The sequence below is a fragment of the Gluconobacter sp. OJA genome, assembly GCF_039638325.1.
Lineage (GTDB): Bacteria > Pseudomonadota > Alphaproteobacteria > Acetobacterales > Acetobacteraceae > Gluconobacter > Gluconobacter cerinus.
Genome location: NZ_JBDIWI010000002.1, coordinates 604,125 through 625,000, shown reverse-complemented (window position 1 = coordinate 625,000; position 20,876 = coordinate 604,125). Strand labels below are relative to the sequence as shown.

The window sequence follows — 20,876 nt, the reverse complement described above, 5'->3', positions numbered from 1 at the left end:
GGACTGGTAGAGAATACCAAGGCGCTTGAGAGAACGATGCTGAAGGAACTAGGCAAATTGCTCGTGTAACTTCGGGATAAACGAGACCCAATCGTGGGCAACCATGGTTGGGTGGCACAGACCAGGGGGTAGCGACTGTTTAGTAAAAACACAGGGCTCTGCGAAATCGTGAGATGACGTATAGGGCCTGACGCCTGCCCGGTGCCGGAAGGTTAAGAGGAGATGTGCAAGCATTGAATTGAAGCCCCGGTAAACGGCGGCCGTAACTATAACGGTCCTAAGGTAGCGAAATTCCTTGTCGGGTAAGTTCCGACCTGCACGAATGGCGTAACGACTTCCCCACTGTCTCCAGCATCGACTCAGCGAAATTGAATTCCCCGTGAAGATGCGGGGTACCCGCGGTCAGACGGAAAGACCCTATGAACCTTTACTGCAGCTTTGCAGTGGCATCAGGAAAATCCTGTGTAGGATAGGTCGGAGGCTTTGAAGCCGGGGCGCCAGCACCGGTGGAGCCACCCTTGAAATACGACCCTGAATTTTTCTGATGTCTAACCGAGACCAGTAAGCCTGGTCCGGGACCCTGCATGGTGGGCAGTTTGACTGGGGCGGTCGCCTCCCAAAGTGTAACGGAGGCGCGCGATGGTGGGCTCAGGCCGGTCGGAAACCGGCTGTCGAGTGCAATGGCATAAGCCCGCCTGACTGCGAGAATGACAGTTCGAGCAGAGACGAAAGTCGGCCATAGTGATCCGGTGGTCCCACGTGGACGGGCCATCGCTCAACGGATAAAAGGTACTCTAGGGATAACAGGCTGATCTCCCCCAAGAGTCCACATCGACGGGGAGGTTTGGCACCTCGATGTCGGCTCATCACATCCTGGGGCTGGAGCAGGTCCCAAGGGTTCGGCTGTTCGCCGATTAAAGTGGTACGTGAGCTGGGTTTAGAACGTCGTGAGACAGTTCGGTCCCTATCTGCCGTGGGTGTAAGAGACTTGAGAGGATTTGTCCCTAGTACGAGAGGACCGGGATGAACATACCTCTGGTGCACCGGTTGTCACGCCAGTGGCACAGCCGGGTAGCTAAGTGTGGACGGGATAACCGCTGAAAGCATCTAAGCGGGAAACCCACCTCAAAACGAGGTCTCATAGAGCCGTGACAGACCATCACGTTGATAGGCCGGGTGTGAAAGTGCAGTAATGCATGCAGCTAACCGGTCCTAATCGCTCATACTTCTCACATCAAACACATGCACAGAAATCAGCCACACTCATAAAACACCAACCTCCACCCACTCTCAAAAAGACTGGGTGGGCTAGAAGACCTGGTGGCCATTGCGAGGGCCCTACACCCGATCCCTTCCCGAACTCGGCCGTGAAATCCCTCAGCGCCTATGATACTGCACCTCAAGGTGCGGAAAAGTCGGTCGCCGCCAGGTCCCCTAGCCCACTCATCACTCCCAAAACACCAACATCACCATTACCACCGCGGGGTGGAGCAGCCCGGTAGCTCGTCAGGCTCATAACCTGAAGGCCGTAGGTTCAAATCCTACCCCCGCAACCAACGACGCTTGCGAATGACCATTCGCCACATTTCGCCGTGATCGTAGTGTGCGGTTCCCCGCAACCAACGATACTTGCGATACGAACGCATCGAGAACGCCACTGTCCGGATGGACCGTGGCGTTTTTCTTGTGCGCCGCGAACTGCAGGATCGCCGCTAGGTCGCCGCGCAGGATGATCGTCAGTTCGCCGTCGGTCGGCTGGAGCGTGATCTGCGAGACCAGTGTGCGCAGGCGCTCGGCAGCCTCGGTCTTCGTCTCTTCGGCCTGAAGGCTCTCATAAAGAGACGTGATCCGCTGCTGGTAGATCTCCGCCATGTTCGGATGGAGAAGGGGAGGCGGCTCCTCGGTATTGGCGACTTTCTGTTCCAGTTCCTCCTTGCGGGCTTCGAGCGTCGTCATTTTTTTCATGACCCGCTTGGATGCCTCAATGTCATCTGAGGCAAGGATAAGATTCAGAAGCTTATCCAGTTCTCTGTCGATGCGGGGAATTTCATTCCGCATTGCTGCGAGATCGGCACCCAGTTCCATGCGCAGTCGGTTCACCTCGCGGGTGAACTCGTTGCAGAACTCCTTGAACAGGTCCGGTTCCATCAGATGCGTGCGCAGCCCGCTCAGCACTGATGCTTCGAGGGCGTCGCGACGGATGTTGAGCCGATTGTCGCAGGTGCCCTTGTTGCGTGCTGTCGAGCAGCCGAGCAGATCTTTTGAGATCATGCTGTAACCACCACCACAGCAGCCGCAGCGGATCAGCCCGGCAAAGAGATGGCGGGGACGCCGTTGCGCGCTGAGGGCCTCGTTTCCCCGTGCCGGCTGGCTGAACGTCGTTTCGGCCTGGCGGGCCTTTACGGCATCCCACAGATCCTGTTCGACGATCCGTAATTCCGGCACCTCCTGGATCACCCATTCGGATTCAGGATTGAGGCGTGAGACGCGCTTGCCGCTATCCGGATCCTTCAGATAACGCAGCCGGTTCCAGACCAGGCGCCCGACATACATCTCGTTGTTGAGGATACCGGTGCCGCGTTCCCGATTGCCGTGAATGGTGGACGGTCCCCAATCACGTCCCTGCGGACCCGGAACGCCGTCCCGGTTCAATTCCATGGCGATCGTGCGGGACGACTTTCCCCGTGTGTAATCGGTGAAGATCCGTCTGACTGTGCGGGCCTCCTCCTCGTTGATGGTCCGGTCGCCCCGGATGCGCTCGCCTTTCGCATCGAACTGGCGCACGACATCATAGCCATAGGAATTGCCGCCGCCGGACTTGCCGTCCTCAATACGCCCGCGCAGCCCCCGCCGAACCTTCTCGGCCAGATCCTTGAGGAACAGGGCATTCATGGTGCCCTTGAGGCCGATATGCAGGTGGGTAACGTCGCCCTCGGAGAGGGTGATGATCCGCACGCCAGCGAACGTCATCCGTTTGAACAGGCCGGCGATATCTTCCTGGTCGCGCGACAGCCGGTCCATGGCTTCGGCCACGATGATCGTGAAGCGGCCGCGCGTAGCGTCCTGGATCAGTTCCTGAATACCTGGGCGGAGCAGGGAAGCACCGGAGATGGCACGGTCGGTGTAGCTGTCGATGATCGTCCAGCCCTGTTTCTCCGCATGAAGCCGGCAGAGGCGCAACTGATCCTCGATCGACGCATCGCGCTGGTTGTCGGATGAGTAGCGGGCGTAGAGCGCGACTTTCACAATCCCATCTCCTTAATCCTGGAGATCGCGTCGCCTCGCGGCCTCCACTTCAGCGTTGACGAAATCCCGTGCGGCCTGACGGGCCAGAAGCCGGACCAGACTGACCAGCCGAGGATCGGCTCCATTGCGTAATGGTGTCACGTTGGCCTCCGGGGCGTCGAGAACGAGCCGCACCTTGCCCGCTATCGTATCGCGTTGGCGTGCCATCTTCCCGTCCTTTCTGCATGGACCTGTGAGTGGTTCTGACAGCACTGTGGAGGTCGGACGGGATAGGCGTGAACAGAAAAATACGTGGAAACAGGGAGATGCGCCGTGCAGAGAGGGCTTGGGGATACGCGCGAACATTCGCGGCTATCATGGTCGGCACTATCACAAATCAGTGATTGAACGACTATAATGGTCGTATTTTATCGTGACGCGTGTCGACTCGCAGATCGACTGGAGCAGATGTAGCTTCCGTAAAGTCGTGTCCGTGCCATTCCGTGGATGCGGTTTGACCTCTCGTGGGGCCGGGAGAGAGGAAGAGGGACGTGGGGTTTTTCGTGACGGATTCAGGGGTGGGAGAGAGGCTTCCGCCCGTCCGTTACGGAGTGTCCTGCCATGGCGAGCGCCATCCAGAAAATCGCCCTCAATGCGTCCCGTGATATTCCTTTCAACAAGCTGGTGCTGTCGCAGTCCAATGTGCGGCGTGTGAAGTCCGGTCTGTCGATCGAGGAACTGGCCCGCGACATCGAACGCCGCGGCCTGCTGCAGAGCCTGAACGTCCGTCCCGTCCTGAATGGTGAGGGGGCGGAAACCGGTGCCTACGAGGTGCCTGCTGGAGGGCGCCGGTTCCGCGCCCTCGAACTGTTGGTGAAGCAGAAGAAACTGGCGAAAACCGCCCCGGTGCCTTGTGTCGTGCGTGAGGCAGGATCGGCCATTCTCGCCGAGGATGATTCCCTGGCCGAAAACGTCCAGCGCGTGGCCCTGCATCCGCTGGACCAGTTTCGGGCTTTCCGTGACATGCTGGAGAAGGGCATGTCCGAGGAAGAAATCGCGGCCGCGTTCTTCGTCGTGCCCACCGTGGTCAAACAGCGTCTGCGCCTGATGACCGTGTCCGACAAACTGCGCGAGATCTACGAGCAGGATGGCATGAAGCTCGACCAGCTCATGGCCTTTTCGATCAGCGATGACCACACCCGTCAGGAACAGGTCTGGGAGATTATTGCCCAGAGCCACAATCGCGAACCCTATCTGATCCGCCGCATGCTGACGGAGAAAACCGTGCGGGCGTCAGATCGCCGGGTGCGCTTTGTCGGGCTGGACGTCTATCTTGCCGCCGGCGGTCCCGTCATGCGTGACCTGTTCGAGGCAGACGACGGCGGCTGGCTGCAGGATCCGACCCTGCTCGATCAGTTGGTGATGGAAAAGCTGCAGGAGGCGGCCGAACAGGTCCGTGCCGAAGGCTGGAAATGGGTCGAGACGGCGCTATCCTTCCCCTGGGGGCACACACGGCACTTAGCGGAGATCGACGGTGTGCCAGTGGTGCTCTTGGAAGAAGAAGCCGCCCGCCTGACCGCGCTGCACAGCGAGCAGGAAACGATCGAGGCGGAATACGCGCAGGCCGATGAATTCCCCGAAGACGTTGATATCCGCCTGGGCGAGATCGAGCAGGCCATTGAGGCGCTGGAAGAACGCCCTGTGTCCTTCGATCCGGTGGACATGCAGCGAGCCGGCGTCTTTGTCAGTCTCGATACCGACGGCACGTTGCTGGTCGAACGGGGCTTCGTTCTGCCCGAGGATATGCCGGTGGAGCCCGAGGATGGTCACGATGAGTCCGAGGGATATGATGACACGGTCGTTCATCACGGCACGGGTGACGATGTCGAAGGAATTGGGATGGAAGATACCTTCGATACCGAGCCCGAAGAAGAAGACGGACTCAAGCCGCTTTCCGACCGCCTGCTGACCGAACTGACGGCCTGGCGCACGCTGGCCCTGCGCGATGCGTTTGCCGGCAATCCGCATATCGCGCTGACGGAACTGCTCCACACGCTGATGCGCGACCTGTACTGGCAGGTCTCGGGCGCGGACTGCCTGGAAGCCTATGTTCGGGAAATCTCCCTGCCGGTGCATTCCCCCGACATGCCGGGCAGCCTGCCGGCTCATGCGCTGCGCCAGCGCAACGAAGGTTGGAAGCACGATCTGCCGGAGGATGAGGACGCGTTGTGGCGCTGGATCGACGGACTGGATGACACCAGCCGTCTGGCCCTGCTGGCGCATTGCCTGTCTTTCGGGATCAACGCGTTGCATGAATCGTCCCATGGCCCGTCTCTGGCACGCAGCGTCAGGGAACGGCTGGCGCGAGCCGACCGCCTCGCCACTGCGCTTACGCTTGATCTGGTCGAAGCGGGCTGGCAGCCGACGGTGGAGAACTATCTGGGCCGCGTCACCAAGGCCCGTATTCTCGAAGCCGTGCGCGAGGCGCGGGGAAGTGAGGCAGCCGAGCGTATTGCACATCTGAAAAAGAACGACATGGCGCAGGCGGCCGAAAGGCTGCTTGAGGGCGCCGGCTGGCTGCCCGAGGCTCTGCGGACGGCGAACGTGCCGGAGCGAACTGAAAGGGAAGAAGGGGCGGCGCGTATGACCGATAGTCATGATGCGGTCGCAGCCGAGTGAGATCTGTCGATGAATATCATGGGCGGCTTCCGGTCTCCGGGAGCCGCCTTTTGTATTGGAGCGATATCGCGCCGGAGTGGAAGCCGGCAGTCGTTAGTGATGGGTCACCGGTTGCAGGTGACGGTCCGTTTCAAGGCTGAGGGCTACTGGCCATAAAGGCGTTTTGGTATAGAAATCCGGTCTGCTGAAGCCGGAGCCTGTTCGGTGCTCGTTGAGCAGTCCTGCCCAGCACAGCGGTCGCAGGACATGGACGTAAAGACTGGCGGTCAGCTTGAAATCCCGGCGACGGATATCATCTTCCTCGCCCCCGTAGAGAACCGAACACAGCCGCTCTTCGGTGACGGCAACCTGAGCTTCGATATTAATGACGTTGAGAAAGATGTCCCAGTTGCCGAGCAGTGGCTCTTCGCTTCGGGTGTATGGACTGTGGTCGATGACAAAGAGAAGATGAGTCGTCAACAGCATCCAGAGCCGGGCTGGCTCCGATTTGAGCTTTCTCGCCAGGTCGGTCAGCCGCAGGGTTCCCTTGAAATGCCTTGCGAGCTTCGCACTGAGCAGAACCTCATGCAGGATCACCAGCGGCGGGAAATCATGTTCATTGAGGACTTTATTGACGGCATAGAGGTCTTCAACCGTATAGCCGGGCCAGTCAAATGCCTCGGCGGCTCATGCGACAAAATAGCGTTTCAGCGCCTTGCTGGGCGTGAGGCCGATCGGGCCGTGTTCCTCGATATAGCCGATCGTCAGCAGCGCGGCCTTCAGTATGAGGGCATGCGACAGGGGGAGGTCGCCGTCGTTGGGTGAATGGAATGGCCGCATCGGGTAAACAATGAACCAGACTGGTGCGAGTTGCCAATCTGGATTTGTGACGTGGAGCTCATCTCAGCTCAGTCTCCGTCGTCGTAATGTCGGCTTACGCCTCTTTTCTGCCGTTTCCGCAACCGATCAGGTTTCTCGAATGCAGACATCAGCATCGACCATCTTTCGCTTCATTTGTACCAACAACTGTGATACATATGTGCATACACGCAAGGAGGCTTTGTATGTCTGCTGTTACATTCCGGGTAGATGAAACGCTGAAGGCAGCCGCAGTTAAGAAGTTGTCGGCTCAAGGCATTTCACTTTCTGACGCACTGCGCGATACGCTCGCGTATATTGCTGAAACGGGTCGCTCTCCCGTCAAGCGGAGGCTTGTCACAGACGAGGATGCGGAGCTTATCGAGATTGTGCGCGAACGCCTAAAAAACCCTGCCCAAAAGCATCGTATGACTTTTGCAGAGCTTAAGAACCGTCATCGCGAATGAAAGAGTATTGTCTTGAATTCGACGACAGAGCGCTCAGAGAGTGGGATGCTCTTGACGGCAGCGTGCGTAAGAAATTTGAAAAGAAGCTGGAAAAGCTGATCTGGAACCCTCACTCTCCAGGAAACGAACTGCATCGCGACCTATCAGGGTTTTATAAGATCAAGCTTCTGAAAGATGGTTACCGCCTTGTTTATCAGGTCATCGACGAACGGATCGTCATCTATGTAATTGCCGTTGGCCGGAGAGCCGATAATGAGATTTATGAACTGGCTTCGAAGCGAACAGAGTGAATTTACTTTCTTGGTAGAAAGTCAGCTCCCGCCTCATTTTTGTCATTCAATGCCCGGTTAAGCTTCTCGAATAGCGGACTATTTTCGGTTTTTCTTGACGTAAGGAGCCTGAGCAGTCAGCGGTGAGGTCATGGATACCATCAGCCTTCTTGCTCTACTCCTGACGCTCTCGGCAGGCTTCAGCATTCTCAACCACCATACGTTGCGTGTTCCTGTCACGATCGGCGTTCTGGTCTTCTCATTGCTGACCTCGCTTCTGGTCATGATCCTGAACCCTCTGATCCCGGCCTATGACCTTCAGGCTCTCCCACGGTCTGTACTCGGCGCGATCAATCTGCCTGCGGCACTTCTGAACGGTGCCCTGTCGCTGCTGCTTTTTGCGGGAGCCATGCAGGTGGATGTCGGGCATCTGCGAGCAAAGCTGATGTCTGTGACCGCTCTCTCCATTCTGGGAACCGTTCTGGCCGTGGCGTTTCTGGCGGTCGCGGCGTGGTGTGTTTTCCCGCTGCTGGGCCATGCCGTTCCCTTTACATGGTGCATCGTGCTCGGCGCTATCCTCGCTCCGACAGACCCGGTTTCGGTCGTGGGAATGCTGAAACGTCTGGGACTGCCAGGACCGCTACAGGCCGTCTTTGCGGGCGAGAGCCTGTTCAATGACGGCGTGGGCGTCGTCATTTTCGGTGTGACGATCGGGCTGGCGACTGGAGACAGTCAAGGGGTGGGCGCTTCTGAGATTGCCATGAGCTTCTGCCGCGAAGCGCTCGGTGGTGGTCTTCTTGGAGCGATAACCGGGTGGATTGCTCTTCGTGTGCTCAAGGGACAGCGTGACCCGCATATTGATCTGCTGACCTCGCTGGCTCTGGCGACCGGAACCTTCAGCATCGCCAATCAGTTGGGGATGTCCGGTGCGATTGCCGTCGTCGTGGCCGGTCTCTGCTTCGGAACCAGCTACAGCCATTCCATTTTCGATGAAGTATCGCGCAAGGAACTCGACATTGCATGGACGCTGATTGACGAAGTGCTGAACGTCCTGCTGTTCATGCTCATCGGCTTTGAAATACTGGAGATCACGCCGCATCTGTTCACGGTTCTGGCGACGCTTGCCGTGATCCCGCTGTCCATTGCCGTGCGGGCATTGAGTGTGCTGTTCTCCACCCTGCCGGTTCATCTCCGGCAGTGGGAGCGGGGCCGTGTCCTCGGCATCCTGACATGGGGCGGCCTGCGTGGCGGCATCTCGGTTTCTCTGGCGCTTGGCCTGCCGCACGGAGACCTGCGTGATCTGCTGCTGCCTGTCTGTTACGGTGTCGTGGTGTTCACCATCATCGTGCAGGGGCTGACCATGGAGCGGGTCGCCCGCAGGCTCTATCCGTCAATCGTCTCCCGGCCGCAGTAATGCCGTCTTCCCTTCTTCCCGTCTCGATTTCCGCCCGGCGGGTTCTCATTCTCGGGCTTGTCGCAGGCTATGTGGATGCCCTGAGTTTCGTCGATCTGAGCGGTGTCTTTGCCGGCGCGATGACCGGCAATACCACGCATATGGGCGCCTCGTTTATCAGTGGGAACTGGCAGCACGGCCTGCTTCTGATGGGTGTGCTGGGCGTATTTTTTCTTGCCGCTATTCTGGCCAGCCTGATGCGGCTGTTATGGTCGCCAGCTTGCGGGGTCATGGTCATGACGATCTTCATGGTTCTGGCGCAGGCGGTTCAGGGATCGTCCCTGCGTTACTGGGGAGAATTTCTCGTGCTTCCGGCACTTCTGGCCGTGCAGGGCGAAACGATCGCGAAATTCTCCGGCACGCCCATGCCCACGATCGTCGTGACGACAAACCTGTTAAAAGCCGCATCGGGAATTGCGGAATGGATGGCGTCATGGATTGCGCCGGACAGGAACATTCGCCCTATCGCAGGAAGCATTTTTCTGCCGCTACTTTCGTGGGGGGCTTTTCTGGCAGGCGTGATGGCCGCCGCTACGGGGCTGGCCCTGCACGGTAGTTTTCCGTTCCTCTGGCCCGTCCCTTTCCTTGTCTTTCTATACCGGGATATCTGGAAAACGGAGCGTTCCGGGCAGGACGATAATTGAACACCCTGTCTGACAGGTCAGGATCAGACGCAGGACGTAACGCGTTTATGATGCGAATCTGCCTCTCGGTCAGGTCAGATTTTCATGCCTGACAGCCGACATTCAGCTTCCCCCCCAAATCTGCCTGTCGGCTTCACCAATTCAGCAGACAGGCAGTGCTCACCTCAAGTCAGACGAGGTTGTAAGCCTTCTGTTGTATTCCTCGTGAGGCTTCCCAAATTCATAGGAACTGCATCTTTTAAGAAGGATCTGTCATGACCAGCCTGTTTGAGCCGATTGAACTGGGAAGCATTTACGCCAAAAACAGAATTCTCATGGCGCCGCTGACACGCGGTCGGAGCACCCGTGATCATGTGCCCACCCCCATCATGGCCGAATATTACGCGCAACGGGCCGGAGCCGGTCTGATCATCTCAGAAGCGACCGGGATCAGCCGCGAAGGTCTTGGCTGGCCGTATGCGCCGGGCCTGTGGTCGCAGGAACAGGTGGAAGCCTGGAAGCCCATCACCGCCGCAGTTCACGCCAAGGGTGGAAAGATTGTGGCCCAGCTCTGGCATATGGGTCGGATGGTTCATTCCAGCGTGACGGGCCAGCAACCTGTGTCCTGCTCGGCGACAAAAGCGCCTGAAGCCCTCCATACGTACGATGGCAAGCAGGCTCCCGAAGTCGCCCGCCCTCTCACCAAGGAGGACATTGCCCGCATCCTGAACGACTACGAAAATGCTGCTCGCAATGCCCTTCAGGCAGGCTTTGACGGTGTGCAGATTCATGCCGCCAACGGTTATCTGATCGACGAATTTCTGCGGGACGGCACCAATCATCGTTCCGACGAATATGGCGGTTCGCCGGAAAACCGCATCCGCTTCCTGCGTGAAGTCACCGAACGCGTGATCGCAACGATTGGCGCGCACAAAACGTCAGTAAGGCTGTCCCCCAATGGCGATACGCAGGGCTGCATCGACAGTCATCCAGGGCAGGTTTTTGTGCCGGCCGCAAAGCTGCTGAATGACCTCGATATCGCTTTCCTTGAACTGCGCGAGCCCGGACCGAACGGCACGTTCGGCAAGACCGACCAGCCCAAGCTGCATGGTCCGATCCGCGAAGTCTTCAGGAAGCCGCTGGTTCTGAATCAGGACTACACACGGGAAGAAGCGATCGAGACAGTCGCTACCGGTGTTGCGGACGCCATTTCGTTTGGTCGGCCTTTCCTCGCCAATCCGGACCTCGTGCGTCGTCTGGAAGACAATCTGCCCCAGAACAAGGACGATATCCGCACCTGGTACTCGCAGGGTGCAGAAGGCTATACGGATTATCCGCTTGCTCGCTGATACCCTATTTTTCCCGCAAGTTCCTTCCAATGGAAGGAACTTGCATTTGAACTATAGAAAATATTTAGCCGCCGACGTGATACTTGTCGTGAAGTAGGCGAAATCACCTGAATAGTTCTACTCCCTGCCATGAATGTGAACACTGCGAAAGGCTGTTTTCGGTAACTCTATCCCGATAGCCGACTGTCTGTTTCCCTGAAGGGTTTCGGGCGCCGCGAGGCGTACGAAAGTCTGGGAAGAACGAACCCGCGACACCGGGACTCAGTTATGGGGAATTTGCAACTGGTGCGGGCCTGAGGCGCCCTAGAGCGGGGTCACGTGAAGACATTCGTGACGCGATAAAGGGCATTTCCCTCGGATCCTACGGATGATGATGACAGGACCATCGGTTCCAGGTGCCCATTTTCTGCCGTTTTTTCGCATTTTGCGCAGGTCTGTCGGTGTGCCGGAACGAGACGGTTCCGACAGGCATCGGGTCATGCTGTGGTCTCTGCGGGCTGTCATGGTGATCCTCCGGTCGGATCAGTTGTCCGTGGCGGCCCTCGGGGCTGGCACCATCGGGGAAGGATCTGGATGACGATCATCGGACCACCACAGCATGGGCACGGAAGTGGCATGACCGTTTCAGCTTCCGGGATTTCTGACGCTGGTATGACCTTGAGCAGTTCCCGCACTCGGGCGAGGCTGGCCTTGCGGCTGGAACTGGCCAGAAGGCCATAATGGCGGATACGATGAAATCCCCGTGGCAGAACATGCAGCATGAAGCGGCGGATGAACTCATCCGTGGCCAGTGTCATGACCTGCTGCTGATGCGCGGTATCCCGGCGGTAATCCTTATACCGGAACGTCACGCCTCTTTCATCGAACGCCAGGAGACGGCGGTTCGAGATGGCGACACGGTGGGTATAGCGCGACAGGTAGGCCAGCACCGCTTTGGGCCCGGCAAAAGGGGGTTTAGCGTAGACGACCCAGCGTCTGCTGCGCACAGGGGCCAGATATCGCACAAAGGCACGACGCTCTGCCAAAGAGGCAAGCTGCCCCCGAAAGACCAGCCGGTCGGCATCGAACAGTGCGCGCAGCCGGGTCAGGAACAGGCGGCGGAACAGTTTCCCTAGCACACGGACGGGCAGCAGGAAGGCCGGGCGCGATGAAATCCAGCGCTGGCCATCGGGGGACAGGCCGCCGCCTGGTACGATCATGTGTACATGGGGATGGTGGGTCAGCGCCGACCCCCAGCTATGCAGAACGGCGGTAATACCAATGCGCGCGCCCAGATGCCGGGGGTCGGCGGCGATCGTCATCATCGTCTCCGAGGCAACCTGGAACAGCAGGGCGTAGAGAACGGCCTTGTTCTGGAGCGCGATGTCGGCGATCCGCGCCGGCAGGGTGAAGACGACATGGAAATACCCGACCGGCAGGAGATCGGCCTCCCGTTCGGCCAGCCATGTCCGTGCGGCGTTTCCCTGACAGCGCGGACAGTGACGGTTGCGGCAGCTGTTATAGGCGATCCGCCAGTGTCCACAGTCCCCGCAGGCCGCGACATGGCCACCAAGGGCTGCCGTGCGACAGTGTTCGACCGCCGACATGACCTTGAGCTGCTGCAGGGGGAGACGGCCGGCATGGGCTACCCGCCAGGCAGGACCGGCAGCCCTGAAGATATCGCCAAGTTCGAGCGAGGCGGACATGACGGTGCCCACCGAGGCCCAGGGATCAACCGTCGGGCCTCGCCTGCGTGGTCGTCAGCATGCCCAGCCTGTCGAGCGGACTGATGACGGCCCGCACGGTCCGTGTCGCAACTTTTGTATAAAGAGCCGTGGTCTCCAGACGGGAATGACCCAGCAAAACCTGGATCACGCGGACATCGACACCATCCTCAAGCAGGTGCGTGGCAAAGCTGTGCCGCAGAGTATGAGGCCCCACACGTCTGCTGATCGCAGCGGCCCGTGCTGCCTCGACAACCACGCGATGGAGTTGCCGTGTGCTGATGGGCTTCATGGTATCCTGCCCGGGAAACAGCCAGCCTTGAGGGTGCATCACGCCCTGCTGGCGTCCGGCCTTCCACCACTCCCGTAGCAGGAGCAGAAGATCTGCCGGAAGCATGGCGTTGCGATATCGTCCCCCTTTGCCCCGCTCGACCCTGAGCAGCATACGCTCGCTGTCGATATCACTGATCTTGAGAACTGCGACTTCGGCCACCCGCAGACCTGCCCCATAGGCAACCGACAGGGCGGCCTGATGCTTGAGGCATATGGTCGCGTTAAGCAACCGGGCAACCTCATCGCGGCTCAGCACGACGGGCAGGTTGCGGGGCTGCGCCACCCGGACCAGCCTGCGTGCAAGGTCGGGGCGGTCGAGCGTCTGGGTGAAGAAAAACCGCAGCGCGGACACGATGGCGTTCATGGTCGGTGTCGGCATGCCAGCCGCGTTCTGCGCAATCTGAAACTGGCGCACATCCTCGGCTGTTGCCGTATGGGGTGAGCGCCCCAGAAACGTGGCGAAACGGCCAACATCACGAAGGTAATTGCGCTGCGTCTCCCGGGAGAACCGTCGCACCGCCATGTCATCAAGCAGACGCTGGCGAAGGGGACTGATTGCAGCAATGCACAGGGACTCTGTCATCATCCGGCTCCTTCTGGGGGGAAGAAGCCAGAATGCTTGACCAAATCAGGAGAGTTCCAAACAAAACAGATCGCTCACGCCGTGGTGATAGCCTGCACACCGCACCAATCCCGCGCAGCGGGTTCGTTCTCCCCCAGTCACCCGACGAGTAGTCTTGTTCGTTCGCGCACCGCTTCCAGTTCTCTTTCGGAGACCCGACCTTTATGCTTTGCTCGTCTGGCGCGCCAATCAAGACTGCGAACCTGATCAGAGAGAACCACGCTTGTCGGCTCTCCTGTCAAAGGCACTTCAAAGGGATACCCTTTGATTTTTGTCGTTGTCGGGCAACAAACAATCATACCAGATTTTTTGTTGTAACTAACTGGCGAAAGCACCACAGCCGGGCGATGCCCAGATTGTTCACGCCCTGCCTGAGGATCAAACTCCAGCCAGACGATGTCTCCGCAATCTGGCACCCATGCTGACATTTACCAGATCTCTCCGCCAATTTCAGGCCCAAAACTCACTTCACCGTGACGGTTATCATCCGTGATGGCGGCAGTCAGGGTGTCCAGCGAAAGGACAGCAGGGTGAACCGGTTGAATGATGATACGCCCATCTTCTTCCCGGACATCAACAGCCTGATTGATCTGTAGGTGAACCGCTTCAAGGATATTGGCTGGTAGACGGATGGCAGCGCTGTTCCCCCATTTGCGAACGGTCCCATGCATTGGATCTCTCCTTTGTGTGTCTACATTGTAGATACACCTTCGGCCACTTCTGTTTCAAGCTAAAAGTAGCCAATGTCCGCTTCCAATGAGCCAGGTATGCAAACCGGACCTTCTGCATTCCTGAAGGGTTTCGGGCGCCGCGAGGCGTACGAAAGTCTGGGAAGAACGAACCCGCGACACCGGGACTCAGTTATGGGGAATTTGCAACTGGTGCGGGCCTGAGGCGCCCTAGAGCGGGGTCACGTGAAGACATTCGTGACGCGATAAAGGGCATTTCCCTCGGATCCTACGGATGATGATGACAGGACCATCGGTTCCAGGTGCCCATTTTCTGCCGTTTTTTCGCATTTTGCGCAGGTCTGTCGGTGTGCCGGAACGAGACGGTTCCGACAGGCATCGGGTCATGCTGTGGTCTCTGCGGGCTGTCATGGTGATCCTCCGGTCGGATCAGTTGTCCGTGGCGGCCCTCGGGGCTGGCACCATCGGGGAAGGATCTGGATGACGATCATCGGACCACCACAGCATGGGCACGGAAGTGGCATGACCGTTTCAGCTTCCGGGATTTCTGACGCTGGTATGACCTTGAGCAGTTCCCGCACTCGGGCGAGGCTGGCCTTGCGGCTGGAACTGGCCAGAAGGCCATAATGGCGGATACGATGAAATCCCCGTGGCAGAACATGCAGCATGAAGCGGCGGATGAACTCATCCGTGGCCAGTGTCATGACCTGCTGCTGATGCGCGGTATCCCGGCGGTAATCCTTATACCGGAACGTCACGCCTCTTTCATCGAACGCCAGGAGACGGCGGTTCGAGATGGCGACACGGTGGGTATAGCGCGACAGGTAGGCCAGCACCGCTTTGGGCCCGGCAAAAGGGGGTTTAGCGTAGACGACCCAGCGTCTGCTGCGCACAGGGGCCAGATATCGCACAAAGGCACGACGCTCTGCCAAAGAGGCAAGCTGCCCCCGAAAGACCAGCCGGTCGGCATCGAACAGTGCGCGCAGCCGGGTCAGGAACAGGCGGCGGAACAGTTTCCCTAGCACACGGACGGGCAGCAGGAAGGCCGGGCGCGATGAAATCCAGCGCTGGCCATCGGGGGACAGGCCGCCGCCTGGTACGATCATGTGTACATGGGGATGGTGGGTCAGCGCCGACCCCCAGCTATGCAGAACGGCGGTAATACCAATGCGCGCGCCCAGATGCCGGGGGTCGGCGGCGATCGTCATCATCGTCTCCGAGGCAACCTGGAACAGCAGGGCGTAGAGAACGGCCTTGTTCTGGAGCGCGATGTCGGCGATCCGCGCCGGCAGGGTGAAGACGACATGGAAATACCCGACCGGCAGGAGATCGGCCTCCCGTTCGGCCAGCCATGTCCGTGCGGCGTTTCCCTGACAGCGCGGACAGTGACGGTTGCGGCAGCTGTTATAGGCGATCCGCCAGTGTCCACAGTCCCCGCAGGCCGCGACATGGCCACCAAGGGCTGCCGTGCGACAGTGTTCGACCGCCGACATGACCTTGAGCTGCTGCAGGGGGAGACGGCCGGCATGGGCTACCCGCCAGGCAGGACCGGCAGCCCTGAAGATATCGCCAAGTTCGAGCGAGGCGGACATGACGGTGCCCACCGAGGCCCAGGGATCAACCGTCGGGCCTCGCCTGCGTGGTCGTCAGCATGCCCAGCCTGTCGAGCGGACTGATGACGGCCCGCACGGTCCGTGTCGCAACTTTTGTATAAAGAGCCGTGGTCTCCAGACGGGAATGACCCAGCAAAACCTGGATCACGCGGACATCGACACCATCCTCAAGCAGGTGCGTGGCAAAGCTGTGCCGCAGAGTATGAGGCCCCACACGTCTGCTGATCGCAGCGGCCCGTGCTGCCTCGACAACCACGCGATGGAGTTGCCGTGTGCTGATGGGCTTCATGGTATCCTGCCCGGGAAACAGCCAGCCTTGAGGGTGCATCACGCCCTGCTGGCGTCCGGCCTTCCACCACTCCCGTAGCAGGAGCAGAAGATCTGCCGGAAGCATGGCGTTGCGATATCGTCCCCCTTTGCCCCGCTCGACCCTGAGCAGCATACGCTCGCTGTCGATATCACTGATCTTGAGAACTGCGACTTCGGCCACCCGCAGACCTGCCCCATAGGCAACCGACAGGGCGGCCTGATGCTTGAGGCATATGGTCGCGTTAAGCAACCGGGCAACCTCATCGCGGCTCAGCACGACGGGCAGGTTGCGGGGCTGCGCCACCCGGACCAGCCTGCGTGCAAGGTCGGGGCGGTCGAGCGTCTGGGTGAAGAAAAACCGCAGCGCGGACACGATGGCGTTCATGGTCGGTGTCGGCATGCCAGCCGCGTTCTGCGCAATCTGAAACTGGCGCACATCCTCGGCTGTTGCCGTATGGGGTGAGCGCCCCAGAAACGTGGCGAAACGGCCAACATCACGAAGGTAATTGCGCTGCGTCTCCCGGGAGAACCGTCGCACCGCCATGTCATCAAGCAGACGCTGGCGAAGGGGACTGATTGCAGCAATGCACAGGGACTCTGTCATCATCCGGCTCCTTCTGGGGGGAAGAAGCCAGAATGCTTGACCAAATCAGGAGAGTTCCAAACAAAACAGATCGCTCACGCCGTGGTGATAGCCTGCACACCGCACCAATCCCGCGCAGCGGGTTCGTTCTCCCCCCCTAGTCCGCCTGTCTGCTCAGTGATGTAGGAGCAGACAGGCGGCAGTCGCCTACATGTCGGTCGTAAAGAGAGTCGCTCAAGGTTTTGGTAAGCGGACATCCTGTGTCGGCGACGCAAGCCAGCCCGCCAGTTGCCGGACCATGGATCTCGCGACACGGCCCGCCCCCAGGAGGGTTGCGGATGCGGGGCCGCACCAGGAACCATACCCCAGCAGCCACAGGCGTGGCTCCCTGATGGCCTGCTGCCCGTTCACGTGAATCAGCCCGTCCGGCTCGATCACGTCGAGTGGTGCAAATGCAGAGAGCGCGGGACGGAAGCCTGTACACCAGATGATCGCGTCAATGGCTTCTTCCCGCCCGTCGGGCCAGACGACGCCCGTTGCCGTCATGCGCACGAACGGCCGTACCGCGTGGAGTACGCCGCGCGCCTTGGCGGCCCGCACGGGTGGCACCATGACGATATCGCCAAAGCCTCCTGTCGGCATGGCGCCGGCGTTGCCCAAAACACGTGCGGTCGCCCGTTCGAACAGAACCCGTCCGTCCACATCGTCGGGCAGGAATACCGGATCCTCCAGCGTCACCCACGTTGCGTTCGCGAGCAGTGACACTTCCGGCAGGATCTGCGCCCCGGAATTGCCGCCACCGACCACGAGCACGCGCCGACCGGCAAAAGGTGCGGCGCTCTGATAGTGCGCGGAATGGATCTGCGTCCCGCCAAAGAATTCATGCCCCGCGACATCAGGAACGAACGGGACCGACCATGTGCCGGTCGCACCGATGACGGCACGGCTCAGAAAATCGCCCGCGTTTGTGCGGATATTCAGGAATTTCCCACCGGCCCGTTCCACGCGCCCGACCGTTACAGGACGGCGGATCGGCGGCGCATAGCGCGCCTCGTAGCGGTGCAGATAGTCCAACACCTCGTCACGGGTCGGATAGCCGCCATCCGGCGTGTCTGGCATCGGCCAGCCGAGCAGCGAACTGTAGGACGCGGGTGAAAACAGATGCAGGGAGTCCCAGCCATGCACCCATGCACCACCCGCCTGCGTCCCGTTATCAAGAATGACGTAACGCAGTCCGGTCCGTCGTAGAAAATACGACGCGGCGAGGGCCGCCTGACCGCCTCCCACGATCACAACATCGAACTGTTCCGCCATTGCCCGGCTCACAGACTTTCCGGGAGACGGAATTCCGCCTTGCGTTCGCTGTAGCGATCAACGAGGTAGTCGGCCCGGTCGCGCAGCAGCCATGTGAACTTCATCAGCTCCTCCATGACATCTACCATCCGGTCATAGAGGGGAGACGGTTTCATCCGGTCGTCGTCACCGAACTGGGTATAGGCCATCGGCACACTGGACTGGTTGGGGATGGTGAACATCCGCATCCACCGGCCCAGCACCCGAAGGGCATTGACGGAATTGAAGCTCTGCGATCCACCCGAAACCTGCATGACGGCCAGCGTGCGGCCCTGCGTCGGGCGGATCGAGCCTTCGAACAACGGCAGCCAGTCGATCTGGTTCTTGAACACGGCAGTGATGTTGCCGTGCCGTTCGGGGCTGCACCAGACCTGACCTTCCGACCAGATCGAGAGTTTCCGCAGTTCCTGCACTTTCGGATGGGTCGCGGGCACGGAATCCGCTACCGGCAGGTCGGTCGGGTCGAACACCCGTGTCTCGGCGCCGAGGACTTTCAGAATGCGCTCTGCCTCCAGCACCAGCAGGCGGCTGAACGAGCGGGGACGCAAAGAGCCATAGAGCAGAAGGATACGCGGCGGATGGTCCACACGCGGTTGCGGTTCCAGCCGCGCGAGATCGACCGGTTCAAGATACTCCGGATGCAAGGCTGGCAGCTCAGGTTCGGTCATATATATCGGTCCTGTCGTGTATTACGGGTGACTGATCCGGGGCAGCCATAGGGCCAGCGCCGCGAGTGTTGCCAGCAGGACGGGCGGGGTGATCACCAGTCCGACCTTCATATACTGCCTCCATGTGACCCGATGATTTTTGGATGCCAGCACATGCAGCCAGAGCAGTGTCGCGAGACTGCCGATCGGCGTGAATTTCGGCCCGAGGTCGCAGCCGATGATGTTGGCATAGACCATCAGGTCGCGTGTCAGCGGCGTGATGTCGTGAGCCTGCTGGATCGCCAGTGCCCCGACCAGCACACTCGGCATATTGTTCATGATGGACGACAGAACAGCCGCCAGAAAGCCGGCGCCGATGGTGGCGATGAACGGCCCCTGATGGCCAAGCCAGACCAGTGCGGCCGCAAGGTAGTCGGTCAGCCCGGCATTGCGCAGGCCATACACCACCAGATACATGCCCAGCGAGAAGATCACGATCTGCCATGGTGCGCCTATCAGCACCTTGCGAACAGGGATCACCCGGCCATATCCGGCGACGAGCAACAGGGTTCCGGCGGCCAGACAGGCTACAACACAGACCGGGATATGAAACGGCGCTGTCAGGAAATAGGCCGCCAGAACGAGGACCAGCAGCGGAAATGCCGCCCGAAATACATGGTGGTCACGAATTGCCGCAGCGGGTGCTGGCAGTTCGGCGACGGGATAGGTCGCAGGCACCTGCCGCCGGTACCACAGCCAAAGCACAGCCAGCGTCGCGCCCAGCGCCACCAGATCGACAGGGACCATGATCGCGGCATAGCGATCAAACGCAATGCCAAAGAAATTGGCGCTGACGATGTTCACCAGGTTGGAAATGACAAGCGGCAGGCTGGTGGTATCCGCGACGAACCCAGTGGCGATAATAAAGGCCAGCGCCGCGCCATGGCTCAGGCGCAGTTGCGTCAGGATAGCGATGACAATGGGCGTCAGCAGCAGCGCCGCGCCGTCATTGGCGAAAACCGCTGCAATGGCCGCTCCCAGCACCACGATCAGCGGGAATAGCGTCCGGCCTCGCCCTTTGCCCCAGCGTACGACGTGCAGGGCGGCCCAATGGAAGAACCCTGCCTCATCCAGCAACAGCGAGATGACGATCAGCGCGATAAAGGTGAAGGTCGCGTCCCAGACGATGTGCCAGACGACAGGAATATCGTGCCAGTGGATGACATCGGTCGCCAGTGCCACGGCGGCACCGGCCATCGCACTCCAGCCGATGCCGAGACCCCGTGGCTGCCAGATGACGAAGACCAGCGTTGCAATGAAAATGGCGAGGGCCAGCATCAGACGATCCGCTTTCCGGCCTCATCCACGATCTTCTCGCCGTCCTCCCTGGCGAATGCGCCGCGCTGTGGGGAGGGAAGAATATCCAGCACCGTTTCGGACGGACGGCAGAGCGCAACACCGAGTGGCGTTGCGACGATGGGCCGGTTGATCAGGATCGGGTGTGCGATCATGGCGTCGATCAGCGTATCATCGCTCAGGGCCGGATTATCGAGGCCGAGCTCGTGAAAGGGCGTGCCCTTTTCCCGCAGGACCGCGCGCACCGGAACCCCCATACGGGCGATCAGATCGAACAGTTCCGCGCGGCTCGGTGGGGTTTTCAGATATTCGATGATCCTGGGCTCCTCGCCGCTATTGCGGATCAGTGCCAGCACGTTGCGCGACGTGCCGCAGGCCGGATTGTGGTAGATGGTGACGGTCATGGGCAGGAGGCCGGGCTCGGGCTGCAGGAAGACAGGTTCGCGATCAGGGGCGCGCAGAGTTCGGGGCTGCCCGCACAGCAGTCCCTGACGAGGAAAAGCATCAGGTCGCGCAGGCGCGGAAGACACGCACGATAGACGATCAGCCGGCTGTGGCGCTGCGAGGTCAGCAGGCCGGCACGGGTCAGGGTGGCAAGATGGGCCGAGATCGTGTTCTGCGGGACATCGAGATGCCGCGCGACGTCTCCGGCGGGTAGTCCGTCCGGTTCGTGGCGCACCAGCAGGCGGAAGATCTCCAGCCGCGTGGACTGGGACAGCGCGTTGAGGGCCGAGAGTGCGGATTCTGTATCCATAAATCGACGATC

Annotated in this window: 19 protein-coding genes, 1 tRNA gene, 2 rRNA genes and 1 pseudogene (1 of these 23 only partly in view); 9 read left to right on the top strand and 14 right to left on the bottom strand. The window is 59.9% G+C overall.

The genetic code is table 11. The features are described 5' to 3' along the window. From ABDK75_RS13305 to ABDK75_RS13295, 3 genes are all read left to right on the top strand, one after another. Nucleotides 1-1,236 (top strand): 23S ribosomal RNA (locus ABDK75_RS13305); it begins 1,501 nt to the left of the window's first position. Between the two features lie 80 nt (nt 1,237-1,316). Continuing rightward, nucleotides 1,317-1,431: ribosomal RNA gene (gene rrf, locus ABDK75_RS13300) — 5S ribosomal RNA — on the top strand. Between the two features lie 48 nt (nt 1,432-1,479). After that, a tRNA-Met gene (locus ABDK75_RS13295) sits at nt 1,480-1,556 on the top strand. Here ABDK75_RS13295 and ABDK75_RS13290 read toward each other — a convergent pair. Both ABDK75_RS13290 and ABDK75_RS13285 read right to left on the bottom strand, forming a co-directional pair. Then, nucleotides 1,513-3,246 carry a recombinase family protein gene (locus ABDK75_RS13290; protein ID WP_346006188.1) on the bottom strand — a complete coding sequence of 578 codons (1,734 nt, stop codon included), beginning with the start codon at nt 3,244-3,246 and terminating at the stop codon, nt 1,513-1,515. The genes ABDK75_RS13295 and ABDK75_RS13290 overlap by 44 nt on opposite strands. A 12-nt stretch (nt 3,247-3,258) precedes the next feature. Continuing rightward, on the bottom strand, nt 3,259-3,453 hold the full coding sequence (locus ABDK75_RS13285; RefSeq protein WP_048846582.1) for a hypothetical protein: 195 nt from the start codon (nt 3,451-3,453) through the stop codon (nt 3,259-3,261). A 393-nt stretch (nt 3,454-3,846) separates the two neighbouring features. Here ABDK75_RS13285 and ABDK75_RS13280 point away from each other — a divergent pair, with 393 nt between their 5' ends. After that, nucleotides 3,847-5,904: a ParB/RepB/Spo0J family partition protein gene (locus ABDK75_RS13280; RefSeq protein WP_048846583.1), complete on the top strand. Its 2,058-nt coding sequence runs from the start codon at nt 3,847-3,849 to the stop codon at nt 5,902-5,904. Between the two features lie 93 nt (nt 5,905-5,997). On the opposite strand, the pseudogene ABDK75_RS13275 reads toward ABDK75_RS13280, so the two are convergent. Next, nucleotides 5,998-6,723 (bottom strand): annotated as a pseudogene (locus ABDK75_RS13275) (hypothetical protein). Between the two features lie 224 nt (nt 6,724-6,947). Here ABDK75_RS13275 and ABDK75_RS13270 point away from each other — a divergent pair. The 5 genes from ABDK75_RS13270 (at nt 6,948) to ABDK75_RS13250 (ending at nt 10,902) form a co-directional block, all read left to right on the top strand. Further along, complete coding sequence (locus tag ABDK75_RS13270; protein WP_003618686.1) at nt 6,948-7,208, top strand: type II toxin-antitoxin system RelB/DinJ family antitoxin; 261 nt, start codon at nt 6,948-6,950, stop codon at nt 7,206-7,208. After that, nucleotides 7,205-7,498: a type II toxin-antitoxin system RelE/ParE family toxin gene (locus tag ABDK75_RS13265; RefSeq protein WP_003618711.1), complete on the top strand. Its 294-nt coding sequence runs from the start codon at nt 7,205-7,207 to the stop codon at nt 7,496-7,498. Before ABDK75_RS13270 ends, ABDK75_RS13265 begins: the two co-directional genes overlap by 4 nt. 130 nt (nt 7,499-7,628) lie before the next feature. Beyond that, complete coding sequence (locus ABDK75_RS13260; RefSeq protein WP_003618713.1) at nt 7,629-8,891, top strand: sodium:proton antiporter; 1,263 nt, start codon at nt 7,629-7,631, stop codon at nt 8,889-8,891. Next, nucleotides 8,891-9,574 (top strand): YoaK family protein, encoded by a 684-nt coding sequence (locus ABDK75_RS13255; protein ID WP_003618716.1) that lies wholly within the window; start codon nt 8,891-8,893, stop codon nt 9,572-9,574. Before ABDK75_RS13260 ends, ABDK75_RS13255 begins: the two co-directional genes overlap by 1 nt. A gap of 254 nt (nt 9,575-9,828) precedes the next feature. Next, entirely contained in the window at nt 9,829-10,902 is a 1,074-nt protein-coding gene (locus tag ABDK75_RS13250; protein ID WP_003618718.1) for an alkene reductase, read from the top strand. A gap of 500 nt (nt 10,903-11,402) precedes the next feature. On the opposite strand, the gene ABDK75_RS13245 is transcribed toward ABDK75_RS13250, so the two are convergent. From ABDK75_RS13245 to ABDK75_RS13195, 11 genes are all read right to left on the bottom strand, one after another. After that, a complete protein-coding gene (locus ABDK75_RS13245; RefSeq protein WP_346004482.1) occupies nt 11,403-12,587 on the bottom strand; it encodes an IS91 family transposase in 1,185 nt (394 codons plus the stop codon). A gap of 25 nt (nt 12,588-12,612) precedes the next feature. Beyond that, nucleotides 12,613-13,524 carry a tyrosine-type recombinase/integrase gene (locus ABDK75_RS13240; protein ID WP_346004483.1) on the bottom strand — a complete coding sequence of 304 codons (912 nt, stop codon included), beginning with the start codon at nt 13,522-13,524 and terminating at the stop codon, nt 12,613-12,615. 134 nt (nt 13,525-13,658) lie between these two features. Then, complete coding sequence (mazF, locus tag ABDK75_RS13235; protein ID WP_003618720.1) at nt 13,659-13,988, bottom strand: endoribonuclease MazF; 330 nt, start codon at nt 13,986-13,988, stop codon at nt 13,659-13,661. Then, entirely contained in the window at nt 13,989-14,231 is a 243-nt protein-coding gene (locus ABDK75_RS13230; protein ID WP_003618721.1) for an AbrB/MazE/SpoVT family DNA-binding domain-containing protein, read from the bottom strand. It abuts the gene before it with no gap. 425 nt (nt 14,232-14,656) lie between these two features. Next, nucleotides 14,657-15,841: an IS91 family transposase gene (locus ABDK75_RS13225; protein ID WP_346004482.1), complete on the bottom strand. Its 1,185-nt coding sequence runs from the start codon at nt 15,839-15,841 to the stop codon at nt 14,657-14,659. Between the two features lie 25 nt (nt 15,842-15,866). After that, complete coding sequence (locus tag ABDK75_RS13220) at nt 15,867-16,778, bottom strand: tyrosine-type recombinase/integrase (protein ID WP_346004483.1); 912 nt, start codon at nt 16,776-16,778, stop codon at nt 15,867-15,869. 210 nt (nt 16,779-16,988) lie between these two features. Further along, nucleotides 16,989-18,068 carry an ArsO family NAD(P)H-dependent flavin-containing monooxygenase gene (locus tag ABDK75_RS13215; RefSeq protein ID WP_003618723.1) on the bottom strand — a complete coding sequence of 360 codons (1,080 nt, stop codon included), beginning with the start codon at nt 18,066-18,068 and terminating at the stop codon, nt 16,989-16,991. Nucleotides 18,069-18,076: 8 nt separating this feature from the next. Further along, nucleotides 18,077-18,775, bottom strand: a complete 699-nt coding sequence (gene arsH / locus ABDK75_RS13210; RefSeq protein ID WP_003618725.1) for an arsenical resistance protein ArsH — start codon at nt 18,773-18,775, stop codon at nt 18,077-18,079. 21 nt (nt 18,776-18,796) lie between these two features. Beyond that, on the bottom strand, nt 18,797-20,092 hold the full coding sequence (locus ABDK75_RS13205) for an arsenic transporter (RefSeq protein ID WP_048859141.1): 1,296 nt from the start codon (nt 20,090-20,092) through the stop codon (nt 18,797-18,799). After that, complete coding sequence (gene arsC / locus ABDK75_RS13200) at nt 20,092-20,514, bottom strand: arsenate reductase (glutaredoxin) (protein WP_048859140.1); 423 nt, start codon at nt 20,512-20,514, stop codon at nt 20,092-20,094. The genes ABDK75_RS13205 and arsC overlap by 1 nt, the downstream gene beginning before the upstream one ends. After that, a complete protein-coding gene (locus ABDK75_RS13195) occupies nt 20,511-20,864 on the bottom strand; it encodes a helix-turn-helix transcriptional regulator (RefSeq protein WP_003618728.1) in 354 nt (117 codons plus the stop codon). Before ABDK75_RS13195 ends, arsC begins: the two co-directional genes overlap by 4 nt. Nucleotides 20,865-20,876 lie beyond the last annotated feature (12 nt).

Coding starts and splice junctions, on each gene's coding strand:
- ABDK75_RS13285 (WP_048846582.1), bottom strand. CDS start 3,453: ATGGCACGCCAACGCGATACGATAGCGGGCAAGGTGCGGCTCGTTCTC.
- ABDK75_RS13280 (WP_048846583.1), top strand. CDS start 3,847: ATGGCGAGCGCCATCCAGAAAATCGCCCTCAATGCGTCCCGTGATATT.
- ABDK75_RS13270 (WP_003618686.1), top strand. CDS start 6,948: ATGTCTGCTGTTACATTCCGGGTAGATGAAACGCTGAAGGCAGCCGCA.
- ABDK75_RS13265 (WP_003618711.1), top strand. CDS start 7,205: ATGAAAGAGTATTGTCTTGAATTCGACGACAGAGCGCTCAGAGAGTGG.
- ABDK75_RS13260 (WP_003618713.1), top strand. CDS start 7,629: ATGGATACCATCAGCCTTCTTGCTCTACTCCTGACGCTCTCGGCAGGC.
- ABDK75_RS13255 (WP_003618716.1), top strand. CDS start 8,891: ATGCCGTCTTCCCTTCTTCCCGTCTCGATTTCCGCCCGGCGGGTTCTC.
- ABDK75_RS13250 (WP_003618718.1), top strand. CDS start 9,829: ATGACCAGCCTGTTTGAGCCGATTGAACTGGGAAGCATTTACGCCAAA.
- ABDK75_RS13245 (WP_346004482.1), bottom strand. CDS start 12,587: ATGTCCGCCTCGCTCGAACTTGGCGATATCTTCAGGGCTGCCGGTCCT.
- ABDK75_RS13240 (WP_346004483.1), bottom strand. CDS start 13,524: ATGATGACAGAGTCCCTGTGCATTGCTGCAATCAGTCCCCTTCGCCAG.
- mazF (WP_003618720.1), bottom strand. CDS start 13,988: ATGTCAGCATGGGTGCCAGATTGCGGAGACATCGTCTGGCTGGAGTTT.
- ABDK75_RS13230 (WP_003618721.1), bottom strand. CDS start 14,231: ATGCATGGGACCGTTCGCAAATGGGGGAACAGCGCTGCCATCCGTCTA.
- ABDK75_RS13225 (WP_346004482.1), bottom strand. CDS start 15,841: ATGTCCGCCTCGCTCGAACTTGGCGATATCTTCAGGGCTGCCGGTCCT.
- ABDK75_RS13220 (WP_346004483.1), bottom strand. CDS start 16,778: ATGATGACAGAGTCCCTGTGCATTGCTGCAATCAGTCCCCTTCGCCAG.
- ABDK75_RS13215 (WP_003618723.1), bottom strand. CDS start 18,068: ATGGCGGAACAGTTCGATGTTGTGATCGTGGGAGGCGGTCAGGCGGCC.
- arsH (WP_003618725.1), bottom strand. CDS start 18,775: ATGACCGAACCTGAGCTGCCAGCCTTGCATCCGGAGTATCTTGAACCG.
- ABDK75_RS13205 (WP_048859141.1), bottom strand. CDS start 20,092: ATGCTGGCCCTCGCCATTTTCATTGCAACGCTGGTCTTCGTCATCTGG.
- arsC (WP_048859140.1), bottom strand. CDS start 20,514: ATGACCGTCACCATCTACCACAATCCGGCCTGCGGCACGTCGCGCAAC.
- ABDK75_RS13195 (WP_003618728.1), bottom strand. CDS start 20,864: ATGGATACAGAATCCGCACTCTCGGCCCTCAACGCGCTGTCCCAGTCC.